The following is a 13615-nucleotide window of genomic DNA, read 5'->3' as shown; positions in this document are numbered from 1 at the left end:
GCGCCGAGTCTAACCTTGTCAGTTTTCGATAGGAACTTACCGGCTCAGTATCCTCCTCAGGACCTGTTCGAGGGCGGCCGCCGGGTCGCCGGCGGGGCCCGCCGAGCGCCAGGCGACGTAGCCGTCCGGCCTGACCAGCACGGCGCCGCCCCTGCTCACGCCGTACCGCTCCTGCCAGCATCCCTCGACGTCCATGAGCTCCTCGTCCACCAGGATCCGGGCGAGCCGTACGCCGAGGCGCTCCGCCACGAGCCGGCCCGCCTCCGCCCAGGGACGGCCGCCGCGCTGGTGGGCCAGCAGGACGAAGCCCGACCCGTACAGGTCGATGGTGGAGATCGGCTGCCCGTCCCAGTCGAGCAGCAGGTGCGGGGCGCGGCTGCCGGGGCGGCCCGTGGGGTGGCGCGGGTCCTCCAGCAGGGAGCCGTCGTCGCCGGGCTCGGGGATGACGGCCGTCGAGTGGTAGCGGTAGCCGAGGATCGCGCTCATGGGGTCGTCGAGCGGCTCCGGGTAGCCGATGCGGGCCGCCGGCGGCATCCGTACGCCCAGGTTGGCCAGCTGGGCGTCGGCGGTGAGCGCGCCGATGGGGCGGCGTTCGGCGTCGTAGGTGTCGAGGAAGCCCGGTCCGGCCTGGCCGGTGATCACCAGCCACAGGCGCCAGGCGAGGTCGCAGCCGTCCTGGAGTGCGGTGCTGCCGCCCTGGCCGCCGGTCGGCGGCATGGTGTGGGCGGCGTCGCCGGCCAGGAACACCCGGCCGTCACGGTAACGCTCGGCCAGCACGTGGGCCATCGGGAACGTGGTGGTGTCGAGGACGGCCACGTCCAGGCCGGGCACGCCGACCGCCACCCGCACCAGCTCGGCGCAGCGCTCCGGGGTGAAGTCGGCGGCGCTCTGGCCGGGGCCGTGGTTGACCCCCAGCACGTGCGCGCCGACGCCGGTGCCGGTCACGATCACGCCGGTGAACATGTCGTTCCGCAGGTACCAGAGGGTGACCTCGCGGTCGCGTACGAGTCCCGTCAGGTCGGCGTCGAACATGATCGAGCACATCTGTCCCAGTTCGCCCTTGCCGCCGGTGGGGATGCCGAGGCTGTGACGCAGCGGGCTGCGGTAGCCGTCGGCGGCCACGACGTAGTCGGCCCGCACGACGCTCTCCGCGCCGCCGGAGCGGAGCACGGCGAGCACGCCGTCGTCGTCCTGCTCGATCGAGACGAGCTCGGTGGAGAAGCGCAGGTCGGCGCCGAGTTCCTCGGCCTTGGCGCGCAGCACCCGCTCCACCTCGGCCTGCGGGGCGCCGACCTGGGCGGCGGGCGTCGCGTCGGCGAGGAAGGCGAACTCCTCCTTCTCGTCAGCGATGATCATCTGCGGGTCCGGGTCGCTCAGGCTGGTGCCGACGGCGATGCGCATGTTGTCGCCGATGCCGGCCCACACGTCGGCCAGCGCCTGTTCGACGCCGGGGACCGGGCGCATCAGCTCCACGGCCCTCGGGCCGACCCCGAACGCCTTGGGCTGGATGGACGTGCCCGGGTGCCGTTCGACGAGCATGACGGGGACCTCCCGCCAGGCCAGCATCATCGCGGTGCTCAGCCCCGCGTAGCCGCCGCCGACGACGAGAACGGGGACTCGCCGGTGCTCCATGGCCCACCTCCGAAACGCGTAATATCGTGTCGTGTGCGAGCGACACGATATGTCGCGACTGCCGACAGGTCAAGACATATCGCGTTTGGGGAGGGGGCGGTGTCAGGAAAGGTGGCGTTCGAGCGACTCCAGTTTGCTGGTCATGCCGTCGGTGACCCCGGCGCGGAGATCGGCCTTGAGGACCAGGCTGACACGCGGGGCGACCTCGGCGACCGCGTCGACCGCCTGCTTGATCACGCCCATCACCTCGTCCCACTCGCCCTCGACGGTGGTGAACATCGCGTCCGTCCGGTTCGGCAGGCCGCTGTCGCGGACCACCTGGACGGCCCGGGCGACGGGCTCGGCGACGCCTTCGCCGACGCCCAGCGGGGTGATGGAGAATGCCACGATCACGGTGTGCCCTCCTCGGGCTCCCGGCGCGGGCCTGCCGCGCCGACGAACTCGGCCGGGAGCTCCGCTGCCGGAGTGGCGAAGACGACGGCGCTCACCGGCCCCTGAAGATCTTCGATCCTAGTGAGTGCCCGCCGGCGGTTCACCGGCCGGGCCCTGGGGCCGGCCGGTGACGCGGATCGTCGCGAGGAGGTGCGCGACCCTTCCGGCCACGCTGCCACGCTGCTACGCGTGGATGTGGTCCTCGTCGTCCTCGTCCTCGCTGGGGCCCTCGGAGGGCTCGACGCCCAGGACGGCCTCGCGCGGCTCGATCTCCTCGATGTGCTCGACGAGCTGCAGCACGTGCTCGGGCTCGATGAGCCACTGCAGGGCGGAGGCGCCGGTCTCGTCGGAGGAGACGAGCTCGGCCTGCTCGGTGCGCTCCTCGTCGGTCAGCTCGGCGTCGGGGTGGCGGATCTCGGCCATCGCGGCGGCCTGGAGGGCGTCAACGTCGAGCACCTCGACGGTCAGCTCGACCGTCAGGCGTAGGAACTTCTGTGCATCACTCATGGAGCGAGCCTAGGGCAGCTTCCACTCCACAGGGGATGCGCCTTGCTGGACGAGCAGCTCATTGGCGCGGCTGAACGGCCGGGACCCGAAGAAGCCGTTGCGCGCCGACAGCGGCGACGGGTGGGCCGACTCGATGCGCGGCACCCCGCCGAGCATCGGCGCCAGGTTGCGCGCGTCGCGCCCCCACAGGATCGCCACCATGGGCTTGTCGCGCGCGACGAGGGCGCGGATGGCCTGCTCGGTGACCTCTTCCCAGCCCTTGCCTCGGTGCGAGGCGGGCTTGCCCGGCATGACCGTGAGCACCCTGTTGAGCAGCAGGACGCCCTGCTCGGCCCACGGGGTGAGGTCGCCGTTGGCGGGCCTGGGCAGGCCCAGGTCGCTCTCCATCTCCTTGTAGATGTTGAGCAGGCTGCCCGGCAGCGGCCGCACGTCGGCGGCGACGGAGAACGACAGGCCGATCGGGTGGCCAGGCGTCGGGTAGGGGTCCTGGCCTACGATCAGCACCTTGACCTCGTCGAAGGGCTGACTGAAGGCGCGCAGCACGTGCGCGCCGGCGGGGAGGTACTGCCTGCCCTCGGCGATCTCCTTGCGGAGGAACTCACCCATGAGGGAGATGCGCTCGGACACGGGCTCAAGAGCTTGGGCCCATCCGGCTTCGACGACTTCGTTCAGGGGACGACCGGCCATGGCCGATCAGCTTAGTCAGGTCCGGTACGGCATGCGTACCGAACCGGGAGAAATGATCACGGGCGCCCGGTCCCGCCGGACGCCCGTGATCGGGGGGAGCTACTTGACCGAACCGGCCATCATGCCCTGGACGAAGTAACGCTGGAAGGCGAAGAACAGGATCAGCGGGATGATCAGCGACAGGAAGGCCCCGGAGGAGAGGATGTCGATGTTCGTCCCGAACTGCCGCATCTGCGACTGCAGCGCCTTGGTCATCGGCTGGTTCTCCGGATTGGCGAACACCAGCGCGATGAGCATGTCGTTCCACACCCACAGGAACTGGAAGATGCCCAGCGACGCGATAGCCGGCTTGCCCAGCGGGAACACGACCGAGACGAAGATCTTCCACTCCGGCGCGCCGTCCATCCGCGCGGCCTCCAGCAACGACGCCGGGATGCCGACGAAGAAGTTGCGCAGCAGGAAGATCGCGAACGGCAGGCCGAACGCCACGTGGAACAGCACCACGCCGGGGATCGAGCCGAAGATGCCCATGCCGCCGTACAGCGCGGCCACCGGGATCAGCGCGATCTGGATCGGCACGATGAGCAGCCCGACCACCACCAGGAACAGCAGGTCCCGGCCCGGGAACTCCATCCAGGCGAAGGCGTAGGCGGCCATCGCGGCGATGCCGATCACCAGGATGGTGGTCGGCACGGTGATCGCCACCGTGTTCCAGAACGACGCGGTGAAGCCGCTGGCCAGCAGGCTGCTGTAGCCCTCGATGGTGAGCTCGGCGGGCTTGGTGAAGATCGTCCACCAGCCCTCGGCGGCGTTGACCTCCCCGGTGCGCAGCGAGACCACGAGCAGGCCGAGCGTGGGCACCAGCCAGAACAGGCCGAGGAGAATCATCACGACCTGGACGGCGCCGCCGCCCAGCCGGTCGACGATGCGGCCGATCGCGCTGCGGCGCGGGGCTCCCGCGTGCGCCCCGGAGGGCGCTGTCGCCGTCGCGGTGGTCATGAGTCTCCCCTCCTGAACCTGCGGATGTTCATGACCATGAAGGGCAGCACCAGGATGAGCAGGAAGATCGCCAGCGCGCTGCCGAGCCCCTGGTTGTTCCCGCCGCCGAACGACACGCGCCACATCTCCAGCGCGACCACGTTCGCATCGGGCTGGACCGAGGCCGGCGCGATGATGAACACCAGGTCGAACACCTTCAGAGTATTGATGATCATCGTCACGAAGACGACGAGCAGCACCGGTGACAGCAGCGGCACGGTGATCTTCCTGAACACCTGCCACTCCGAGGCGCCGTCGATGCGGGCGGCCTCCAGTGCGTCACGCGGGATGGCCGCCAGCCCCGCCGCGATGAGCACCATGGCGAAACCTGCCCACACCCACACGAACGCGCCGATGATCGCCGGTGTGATGAGTGTCGGCCCGAGCCAGGCCAGCCCGTTGTAGGCGCCCTCGAAGTTCGACTGCGGCAGCCGTACGACATAGGAGCCGGCGGGCAGGCCCTCGAAGCGGAACGAGCCGTCCTCGGCCGTCGTGGCGGTGCCGGCCACCTGGCCGTTGCTGACCGCCTCGACGGTCATGCCGGGCAGGCCCTTCTCGGTGCCGTCGACCTGGCCGTTGACGCCGCTCCCGCCGGGGGTGAAGTCGAACCAGACCGTGCCGGACAGCCCGTCGCCGCCGGTGGCGGCCTTGGCGGGGGCGGCGTCGGAGGGCATGACCTCCGGCTTGACGCCCACGATCGGGATCAGCACCGGCTGGCCGGCCTGGACCGGCTGCTTGGTGACGACGCCGCCGCCCTCGGCCACGACGGGCGACTGCTCGCCCTCGCGCGGCCTGGCCTCCGGATAACCCTGGGAGGAGGAGAACGTGTCGTGCACGGTGGTCAGGATGGCGTTGGCCACGCCCTTGTCCGGGTCACCGTCGTACACCAGCCGGAAGATCACGCCCGCGGCCATCAGCGAGACGGCCATCGGCATGAACACGATCAGCTTGAACGCGGTCGACCAGCGGATGCGCTCGGTCAGCACCGCGAAGATCAGGCCCAGTGTGGTGACCACCAGCGGCGCGACGATCACCCAGATGAGGTTGTTGCGGATGGTCCGCAGCATCCCGCCGTCACTGAAGATCGTGACGTAGTTGTCGAGCCCGACGAACCCGTTGCCCGAGGCGTCGAACAGACTGCGGAAGATGGAGTAGACGATCGGGTAGACCACCCAGACGCCCAGCAGCAGAGCCGCCGGGAGCAGGAAGGTGATCGCCAGCGCCGGCGAGGGGCCGAGGCGTAGCTTTCGGGGGGTATCAGCCGGTCCGGAGGCAGGCCCGCCCGAGGGGTTCTCGGGCGGGACCTTCGGGCCGTCCAACCTTTCGGTCACGGCCATTCCTCTTTACTTCCAGGCCTTCTTGGCCTCGGCTTCGAGCGCCTCCTGGGCGCCCTTGATGTCGGACGGGTCGCGCAGGAAGTCCTGGAGGATCTTCCACTCGCCCTTGCCGTCGGTCCCGCCGAACGCGCTCGGCGCGAGGTCCGACATGTCATAACGGACGCTCTCGCCGGCCGAGATGATCGTCTTGCCCAGTTCCTGCGTCAGCGGGTCCGGGTAGTTGTCGGGCGAGACGTTGCGGTTGGGGGACAGGTAGCCGGGCAGCTTGGCCCAGATCTCGCCGCCCTCCTTGGAGGCCAGGAACTGCAGCAGCGCCATCGCGCCGGGGGAGTCCTTCATGGCCACCGCGACGTCGCCGCCGAGCACGACCGGGGCGGTCTCGCCGACCTTCGGGAACGGGACGTACTTGGCCTCCTCGCCGACCTTGGCGCCGGACTCGACGGCCGTGACCGCCACGAAGTCGGCCTCGATCACCATGGCCGCCTTGTCCTGGCCGTAGACCTTGGTGACACAGGTCGGGAAGTCGGTCTGCATCGTGTTGGACCGGCCGTCGACCAGGAACTCGTCCTTGCTCACGAGCTGCTGGATCTTCTCCAGGGCAGTGGTGACGCTGGCGTCGGTCCACGGGATCTCGTGCTTGGCGAGCTGGTCGTACTTCTCGGGACCGGCCGAGGAGAGGTAGACGTTCTCGAACAGGTCGGTGAGGGTCCAGCCGGAGGCGCCGCAGAGGGACAGCGGCGCGGTGCCGGAGTCGGCGATCGTCTGGGAGGACTTGACCATCTCGTCCCAGGTGGTGGGCGGCTGCACGCCGGCCTCCTCAAGCGCCTGGCTCCGGTACCAGACCAGCGACTTGTGGGCCGCCTTGATCAGCACACCGTAGACCTGGCCGTCGGCGGAGCCGAGCTCCTTCCAGTACGGCGTGTAGTTGGCGTCGATCTCCTTGCTGACGTCGGCCGAGAGCGGCTTGAGCGCCTTCTGGTCGGCGTACTGCTGGACCAGGCCGGGCTGCGGCAGGATCGCGATGTCGGGCGGGCTGCCGCCCTGGATGCGCGGGCCCAGGTAGGCGCCGGTGTCCTCACCCGTGGAGGCGTAGGTGACCTTGGCGCCGGTCTTCTCGGAGAAGGCCTTGAGCACCTGCTCGAAGTTCTTCTGCTCCTCGCCGGTCCACTTGGCGGCGACCTCGAGGGTGACGCCTTCGAGCGTCTTGGCGCCGCTCGTCGCCTCGCCCGAGGCCGGGGCCGAAGCCGCGGGCTCGTTGGTGGTCGGGGCGTTGCCGCAGGCGGCGACGGCTACGGCCAGTCCGGCCAGGATCGCTGCTGCTCTGCCTTTTCGCATGGCTGCCTCACTGGGTTCTGATGATCTCTTCGAGTTCGGCTTTCAAGGACACCGCGACGTCGTCGGCCGTGTCCTTGAACGGGGGGTTGAGCGCCTTGGCGACCGAGCTGGCGATCACCAGGCTGAGCTGGTTGTAGTTGGCGCTGGCCGCCCGCGGCTTCGCGGCGAGGATGCTCTCCTTGAGCACGGGCAGATAGGGGAAGCGCTTGATCAGCTCAGGGTCGTCATAGAGCTCGGCCCACACCGGGGGGAAGGATCCCTCGGTGAGGACACGGCGCTCGTTCTCCAGGCTCGTGAAGTAACGGATGAACTCACGAGCGGTGTGCTGGTGCTTGGAATAGGCGCTGATGGCCAGATTGCTGCCGCCCAGCGAGCTGGATCCGGGCCCGTCGAGCCCGGGCAGCCTGGTCACCGCCATCTTCTCGCCGAGCCTGCTCCTGGCCGGGCCGTACGCGTGCGGCCAGTTGCGGGCGAAGGCGAGCCGGCCCTCCTGGAAGGCCAGGCGGGACTCCTCCTCCTTGTAGTTGAGCGACTCCTCCGGGATCCAGCCCTCGCGCAGGCCCTGCTGGAGGAAGCCCAGCGCGGTGGCGGCCTTGGCGGTGTCGAGGGTGACCTCGTCGCCGTCGGTGCTGAGGATCTGGCCGCCCGCGGACTGCACGGCCTCGGAGAAGTTGACGGTCAGTCCCTCGTAGGCGAGGAATTGCCCGGCATAGCCCTCAATATCGTGCTTTTTCGTGATCTCCTGGGCTTGTTCGCGAAGTTCCGCCCAGGTTCGGGGCGGCTTCTTCACGAGATCGGTCCGGTAGTACAGCAGCCCGGCGTTGCTCGTATAGGGCACGGCCCAGAGCTTGTCCTTGTAGACCGCGGTGTCCACGACGGGCGGCAGGAACTTGTCGAGCGGGAAGAACCCGCGCTCCAAGGGGATGATCCAGCCGTTCTCCGCGAACTCCGCGGTCAGCACCACGTCAAGGCCGAGTACGTCGTAGCGGTTGCTGCGGGCCTGGAGGTTGGCCACCATCTGAGCGCGTTGCTCGTCGGCGGCCTCGGGCAGTTCGAGCAGCGTCACCTTCTCGGCCGGATGGGCCTGGTTCCAGCGATCCAGCAGGGGTTGCAGGTACGCCGTGGTGTCGCGCCCGGTGGCGAAGGTGATCGGGCCAGTGCCGCCCGTCCCCGGCTCGCCGCCGCCGGTGTCGCCCGTCGCCGCGCAGCCGGCCGCCACAAAAACGGCCAGAGTCACAGCAAGTGGACGAAACACCTCGATTTCCTCCAGTTATTGAGGGGGCTACATTCGTGTTAGGTAGATGCATGCATGTTATCCATACATGTAATCTGAAGGTCAACTGCTGGCCATGTAACGCATCCGTAACGCGCGGGGAGGTGAGGTGTGCGGCTTCACCTGCTGGCGCTCTTGGCCAAGGAGCCTGCCCACGGTTATGAGCTCAAACAGGCCCTTGAGCAGACGTTCGGCGGCGCCTATCCCTCGCCCAACATCGGCCAGATCTATGTGACGCTGGGCCGCCTGGAGAAGGACGGCCTGGTGCGGGCGGTCGACGTCGAGCAGTCCAACCGCCCCAACAAGAAGGTCTACTACTGCACCGCCAAGGGGCGTGACGTGCTCACCCTCTGGGCGGACGAGCCCACCGAGGGGCCCCGGGTGCGCGACGAGTTCTTCATGAAGCTCGTGCTGGCCCCGCTCACCGGCATCGCCGACCGGATGGCGCTGATCAACCGCCAGCGCCGCCACTACCTGTCGCTCATGGGCGACCTCAACGACCTGCAGGCCCGCACCGCGCCCGACGACCGGGTCGCGCTGCTGCTGATCGAGGGTGCCATGCTGCATCTGCAAGCCGATCTCGACTGGCTCGAACGTTGTCAGGAGGACCTGGCATGAGTGATCCCGCGCTCAAAGCGGTCAACCTGGTGAAGGTCTACTCCGGGGGCGCCGTGCCCGTGCACGCCGTACGCGGGGTGGATCTGCAGGTCGAGCCGGGTGAGTTCGTCGCCGTCATGGGCCCGTCCGGGTCGGGCAAGTCTACGCTCGTGCACATGCTCGGCGGCCTCGACACCCGCACCAGCGGCGAGATCTGGGTCGGCGGCACCCGGGCCGACACGCTCTCGGAGAGCGCCTGGGCTCTGCTGCGCCGCAAGAAGATCGGCTTCGTCTTCCAGTTCTTCAACCTGGTCGCCAGCATGACCGTGGCCGACAACGTCGAGTTGCCCGCCCTGCTGGGCGGCGCCTCGCCGCGCGAGGCCCGCGAGCGCAGGGAGCACCTGCTCGGCGCCCTCAACCTGACCGACCGCGCCGATGCCTCGCCCGCCCGGCTGTCCGGCGGCGAGCAGCAGCGCGTCGCGCTGGCCAGGGCGCTGGCCAACAAGCCGAGCGTGCTGCTGGCCGACGAGCCCACCGGCAACCTCGACAGCCGCAACACCCGCGACGTGCTGCGCCTGCTCGGCGAGGTGCACCGCGACGGCCAGACCATCGTCATGGTCACCCACGACGCCCGCGTCGCCGGGCTGGCCGACCGGGTCGTCGCCCTGTTCGACGGCGAGGTCGTGGACGACGGCCGGATCACCCGGCGCCGCACCGGCACCGCGGGCGCGGTGATCGACCTCCGATGAGCACCACCCGGGCGGGCATCCGCTGGATCCGGGCGGACCTGCGGGCCAGGAAGGGCCAGGCGACGCTCACCGTGCTCGTCGTGGCCGGCATCGTGGCCGCGCTGATCGCCGCCGTCACGCTGCTGGAGGACGGCACCAACCCGTGGCGCGGCCTGTTCGCCCAGACCGAGGGCGCGCACGTGTGGTTCTACACCAAGGACAACACCGCCCAGCTCGTCGCCACCGGCCAGATCGACGGCGTCACCAGCGTCGCCGGCCCCTACCGCTCGGCGCCCGTCACCGTGGTCCAGGACGGCAAGAAGGAGCCCGCCGCGCTGCGCGCCCTGCCGGCCGCGCCGCCCCGGGTCGCCCACCCGGTCGTCACCGAGGGCCGCTGGCTCGACACCGCCGAGCCCGGCGGCGTGGTCGTCGAGCGCTCCTACGCCCGCGCCCTGCGCCTGCGCATCGGCGCGCCGTTCACGATCATCGCGCTCAGCGGCGAGCGCCACAGCCTGTACGTGCGCGGCATCGCCGACTCCGCCGAGCAGGGCTTCTACCCGGAATGGACCCCGGGCCTGGCCTGGGTGCTGCCCGAGACGCTGGACCGGGTCGAGCCGATGCTCGGCCGCAGCCAGTGGGTGACCGGGCTGCGCCTGACCGACGCCGAGTCCGCCCAGGTCGTCTCGCAGCGGGTCGTCGTCATGCTCGACGACGAGCTCCAGCGCCTCTACACCTGGCGTGAGATCCGAGCCGCGATGGAGCTGGACAACCGGCTGCTCGGCACACTTCTGGCGCTGTTCGGCGTCGTCGGGCTGATCGCCGCCGCGCTCGCGCTGGCCAACGCGGCCGGCGGCCGGGTGCTCGGCCAGCTCCGCGACCTGGCCACGCTCAAGTCCATGGGCTTCACCAAGGGCCAGATCGCGCTGCTGCTCCTGGTCGAGCACGGCGCCCTCGGCCTGCTCGGCATCGCCCTGGGCACCCTGGCCGGCTGGGGCGGCACGGTCGCGGTGCTCGGCACCACCTCCGTCGCCCCGATGCCGGTGCTCGCCATCCTCGCGGGCACCGCCCTGGTGGTGCTCGCGGCCGTGGGGCTGCCCGCCTGGCGCGGCGGCCGTACGCCGCCGATCCCGGCCGCGCCCGCCCTGCCGCCGCGCGGCCACCTGTCCCGGCTGGCCCGGCTCGCCCTGCTGGTACGCCTGCCGCCCGCGCTCGTGCTGGGCACCCGCGACGCCTTCACCCGGCGGGTGCCGGCGTTCCTGACGGCGTTCGGGCTGGCCGTGCCGATGATGATGATCACGATCGGGCTGGGCGTGTGGGCCACGCTGGACAACTTCGCCGGACATCCCGAACAGGTCGGCCAGCACGCCGCCCTGCACGTCGGGCCGGGCAAGCTGACGGCCGCCGAGGCCGAGCGGCACATCCGCGCCGACCGTGACGTGCGGGCCTTCTACCCCGGCACCGACGTGAACGCGCTGGCCCCGGGAGAGGGGCGTTCGGTGCGGGTGCGGGCCATCGGCGGGTCCGCCGAGCCCTACCCGTTCCCCGTCGTGGAAGGCCGCCAGTACGCCGAGCCCGGTGAGGCGGTCGCCGGGCAGGGGCTGCTCGACCTGCTGGGCGTCAAGATCGGTGACCGGGTGCGGCTGACCGTGGGCGGCTCGCCGCTGATCGTGCGGATCGTCGGCCGGGCCATCGAGCCCGACTCCGACGGCGAGGTGCTCTCCGTCGGGCTGGACAGCTTGGCCGCCAAGGACACCGTGCCGCCCGAGTTCTACGCGCTCGCCCTCAAACCGGGCGCCGACCCTGCGGAGGTGGCCGCCCGGCTGCTCACCGAGTCGGGGGAGAGCCTGGACGTGCAGATCGTGGTCAACCCGGCCGACCGGCTGGCCGTCATCCGGGTGGTGATCGTGGCGCTGATCGCCGTGCTCACACTGATCGGGCTGGCCAACCTGCTCACCGCCAGCGCGCTCGGCCTGCGCGACCACGCCGTCGACCTGGCCGTGCTCAAGGCGATGGGGCTGACGCCGCGCCAGGTCATGGCCACGCTGGTGACCGGCACCGGGTTGCTCGTGGTGCTGGGCGTCGCCGCGGGCACGGCGGCCGGGGCGTCGGTCGTGACCGGGCTGATCGATCTGCAGGGTCACACCAGCGGGGTGGGCGCCGGGATCGCCCGCCCGCCCTCGGCCATGACGCTGGCCGTCGCCGTGCTGGTCGCCGTGGGCACGGCGCTCGCCGTCGCGCTGATTCCCGCGCGGCGGGCGGCCCGTGCCCAGGTGCCCGTCACCTCACGCTGAAGGCAGCTTCTTCAGCGCGAACCAGTAGAAGCCGTGCCCCGGCAGCGTGAGCAGGTAGGGCAGCTCGCCGACGACGGGGAAGTGCACGCCACCGCGCGCCTCCACCGGCGTCATGCCCTCGAACCTGCGCAGGTCCAGCTCCACCGGCTGCGGGAACTTCGACAGGTTGTTCACGCACAGCATGATGTCGTCGCCGTGCTCCCTGACGTAGGTCAGGACGGCCGGGTTCGACGACCACATCTCGGTGTAGGCGCCGATGCCGAACACCGGGTGGTTGTGCCGGATCTGCAGCATCCGCCGGGTGAAGTGCAGCAGCGAGTTCTCGTTGCGCTGCTGCGACTCGACGTTGACCGCGTGGAAGCCGTAGATCGGATCCATGACGGCCGGCAGGTAGAGCCGCCCCGGGTCGGCCGTGGAGAAACCGGCGTTGCGGTCGGGACTCCACTGCATCGGCGTGCGGACCGCGTCACGGTCCTCCAGCCAGATGTTGTCGCCCATGCCGATCTCGTCGCCGTAGTACATGACCGGCGAGCCCGGCAGGCTCAGCAGCAGGGCCGTGAACAGCTCGATCCGGTCCCTGTCGTTGTCGAGCAGCGGCGCCAGGCGACGGCGGATGCCCAGGTAGGCCCGCATGCGCGGGTCCTTGGCATACTCGTTGTGCATGTAGTCGCGCTCTTCCTCGGTCACCGTCTCGAGCGTGAGCTCGTCGTGGTTGCGGAGGAAGATGCCCCATTGGGCGCAGTCGGGCAGCTTGGGAGTGCGCGACATGATCTCCGAGATCGGCTCCCGCGTCTCCTTCCTGACCGCCATGTAGATGCGCGGCATCAGCGGGAAGTGGAAGGCCATGTGGCACTCGTCGCCGCCGGTGGTGGGGTCGCCGAAGTACTCGACGACGTCCTCCGGCCAGCCGTTGGCCTCGGCCAGCAGCACCCGGTCCGGGTAGAGCCGGTCGACCTCGGCGCGGATCTTCTTCAGGTACGCGTGCGTCTCCGGCAGGCCGGAGCAGGCGGTGCCCTCCCGCTCGAACAGGTACGGCACCGCGTCCAGCCGGAAGCCGTCGATGCCCAGGTCCAGCCAGAAGCGCAGGACCTCCAGCATGGCCTCCTGGACGGCCGGGTTGTCGTAGTTGAGGTCCGGCTGGTGGTGGAAGAACCGGTGCCAGTAGTACTGCTTGCGCACCGGGTCGTAGGTCCAGTTGGACTCCTCGGCGCCGATGAAGATGATGGGCGCGTCGGGGTAGGCGGTGGGCTCGTCCGCCCACACGTAGAAGTCGCCGTACGGCCCCTCGGGGTCGTGCCGGGATGCCTGGAACCAGGGATGACGGTCGCTGGTGTGATTCATCACCAGGTCCGTGATGATCCGCAGGCCGCGCTCGTGCGCCGACTCGATCAGCTGGATGAAGTCCGCAAGATCCCCGAAGTCGGGCAAGATCTTCATATAGTCGGAAATGTCATAACCGCCGTCACGCAGCGGCGACTCGTACAGCGGGAGCAGCCAGAGGCAGTCCACGCCGAGCCATTCGAGGTAGTCCAGCTTCTCCACGAGGCCGCGGAGGTCGCCGGTGCCGTCGCCGTTGGAGTCCTTGAACCCCCGGACGAGCACCTCGTAGAACACCGCCCGCTTGTACCAGGACGGGTCTTCCGAAATGAAGGTCTCGGCGACCGGTTCCGGCGATGGGGATGCGTTGATCATATGTCGCTCACAGAAGGAGATGTGGGCAGGACGAAGTCACCGGTTTCCCCGGCGTTGTTATCTGGT

General features: G+C 69.8%; 12 protein-coding genes. 3 read left to right on the top strand and 9 right to left on the bottom strand.

Annotation, left to right across the window (positions count from 1 at the left end; all coding sequences use genetic code 11):
• Positions 1-36: 36 nt before the first annotated feature.
• The 8 genes from ADY59_RS06885 to ADY59_RS06850 all read right to left on the bottom strand — a co-directional run bounded on the left by ADY59_RS06885 (position 37) and on the right by ADY59_RS06850 (position 8205).
• Positions 37-1632 carry an FAD-dependent monooxygenase gene (locus ADY59_RS06885; protein ID WP_053174507.1) on the bottom strand — a complete coding sequence of 532 codons (1596 nt, stop codon included), beginning with the start codon at positions 1630-1632 and terminating at the stop codon, positions 37-39.
• A gap of 102 nt (positions 1633-1734) precedes the next feature.
• Entirely contained in the window at positions 1735-2025 is a 291-nt protein-coding gene (locus tag ADY59_RS06880; protein WP_049559104.1) for an MTH1187 family thiamine-binding protein, read from the bottom strand.
• A 222-nt stretch (positions 2026-2247) separates the two neighbouring features.
• Entirely contained in the window at positions 2248-2571 is a 324-nt protein-coding gene (locus ADY59_RS06875; RefSeq protein WP_049559103.1) for a hypothetical protein, read from the bottom strand.
• A 9-nt stretch (positions 2572-2580) separates the two neighbouring features.
• Positions 2581-3258, bottom strand: a complete 678-nt coding sequence (locus tag ADY59_RS06870; protein WP_049559100.1) for a uracil-DNA glycosylase — start codon at positions 3256-3258, stop codon at positions 2581-2583.
• A gap of 99 nt (positions 3259-3357) precedes the next feature.
• Entirely contained in the window at positions 3358-4257 is a 900-nt protein-coding gene (locus ADY59_RS06865) for a carbohydrate ABC transporter permease (protein WP_049559099.1), read from the bottom strand.
• On the bottom strand, positions 4254-5633 hold the full coding sequence (locus ADY59_RS06860; protein ID WP_049559097.1) for an ABC transporter permease: 1380 nt from the start codon (positions 5631-5633) through the stop codon (positions 4254-4256). The genes ADY59_RS06865 and ADY59_RS06860 overlap by 4 nt, the downstream gene beginning before the upstream one ends.
• 6 nt (positions 5634-5639) lie before the next feature.
• On the bottom strand, positions 5640-6968 hold the full coding sequence (locus ADY59_RS06855; RefSeq protein ID WP_049559095.1) for an ABC transporter substrate-binding protein: 1329 nt from the start codon (positions 6966-6968) through the stop codon (positions 5640-5642).
• A 7-nt stretch (positions 6969-6975) separates the two neighbouring features.
• On the bottom strand, positions 6976-8205 hold the full coding sequence (locus ADY59_RS06850) for an ABC transporter substrate-binding protein (protein WP_231618580.1): 1230 nt from the start codon (positions 8203-8205) through the stop codon (positions 6976-6978).
• Between the two features lie 147 nt (positions 8206-8352).
• On the opposite strand from ADY59_RS06850, the gene ADY59_RS06845 reads away from it, so the two are divergent.
• The 3 genes from ADY59_RS06845 to ADY59_RS06835 are packed head-to-tail and all read left to right on the top strand — an operon-like array spanning position 8353 to position 11857.
• Positions 8353-8859, top strand: a complete 507-nt coding sequence (locus ADY59_RS06845) for a PadR family transcriptional regulator (RefSeq protein ID WP_049559092.1) — start codon at positions 8353-8355, stop codon at positions 8857-8859.
• Complete coding sequence (locus ADY59_RS06840; protein ID WP_049559089.1) at positions 8856-9587, top strand: ABC transporter ATP-binding protein; 732 nt, start codon at positions 8856-8858, stop codon at positions 9585-9587. Before ADY59_RS06845 ends, ADY59_RS06840 begins: the two co-directional genes overlap by 4 nt.
• On the top strand, positions 9584-11857 hold the full coding sequence (locus tag ADY59_RS06835) for an ABC transporter permease (protein ID WP_049559086.1): 2274 nt from the start codon (positions 9584-9586) through the stop codon (positions 11855-11857). Before ADY59_RS06840 ends, ADY59_RS06835 begins: the two co-directional genes overlap by 4 nt.
• Here the strand turns inward: ADY59_RS06835 and treS are convergent.
• The gene (gene treS / locus ADY59_RS06830) at positions 11849-13549 is read right to left on the bottom strand and encodes a maltose alpha-D-glucosyltransferase (protein ID WP_049559083.1); all 1701 of its coding nucleotides are present in this window, start codon (positions 13547-13549) and stop codon (positions 11849-11851) included. The two genes, ADY59_RS06835 and treS, sit on opposite strands and share 9 nt — an antisense overlap.
• Between the last annotated feature and the right edge of the window lie 66 nt (positions 13550-13615).

The organism is Nonomuraea sp. SBT364, from assembly GCF_001083785.1.
Classification (GTDB): domain Bacteria; phylum Actinomycetota; class Actinomycetes; order Streptosporangiales; family Streptosporangiaceae; genus Nonomuraea.
The sequence above is the reverse complement of the archived record's forward strand: the minus strand, read 5'-3'. Positions and strand labels throughout refer to the sequence as shown.

Excerpts from the sequence above, each read along its gene's own strand:
- ADY59_RS06885 (WP_053174507.1), bottom strand. The coding sequence starts at position 1,632 with ATGGAGCACCGGCGAGTCCCCGTTCTCGTCGTCGGCGGCGGCTACGCG.
- ADY59_RS06875 (WP_049559103.1), bottom strand. The coding sequence starts at position 2,571 with ATGAGTGATGCACAGAAGTTCCTACGCCTGACGGTCGAGCTGACCGTC.
- ADY59_RS06870 (WP_049559100.1), bottom strand. The coding sequence starts at position 3,258 with ATGGCCGGTCGTCCCCTGAACGAAGTCGTCGAAGCCGGATGGGCCCAA.
- ADY59_RS06865 (WP_049559099.1), bottom strand. The coding sequence starts at position 4,257 with ATGACCACCGCGACGGCGACAGCGCCCTCCGGGGCGCACGCGGGAGCC.
- ADY59_RS06860 (WP_049559097.1), bottom strand. The coding sequence starts at position 5,633 with ATGGCCGTGACCGAAAGGTTGGACGGCCCGAAGGTCCCGCCCGAGAAC.
- ADY59_RS06855 (WP_049559095.1), bottom strand. The coding sequence starts at position 6,968 with ATGCGAAAAGGCAGAGCAGCAGCGATCCTGGCCGGACTGGCCGTAGCC.
- ADY59_RS06840 (WP_049559089.1), top strand. The coding sequence starts at position 8,856 with ATGAGTGATCCCGCGCTCAAAGCGGTCAACCTGGTGAAGGTCTACTCC.
- ADY59_RS06835 (WP_049559086.1), top strand. The coding sequence starts at position 9,584 with ATGAGCACCACCCGGGCGGGCATCCGCTGGATCCGGGCGGACCTGCGG.
- treS (WP_049559083.1), bottom strand. The coding sequence starts at position 13,549 with ATGATCAACGCATCCCCATCGCCGGAACCGGTCGCCGAGACCTTCATT.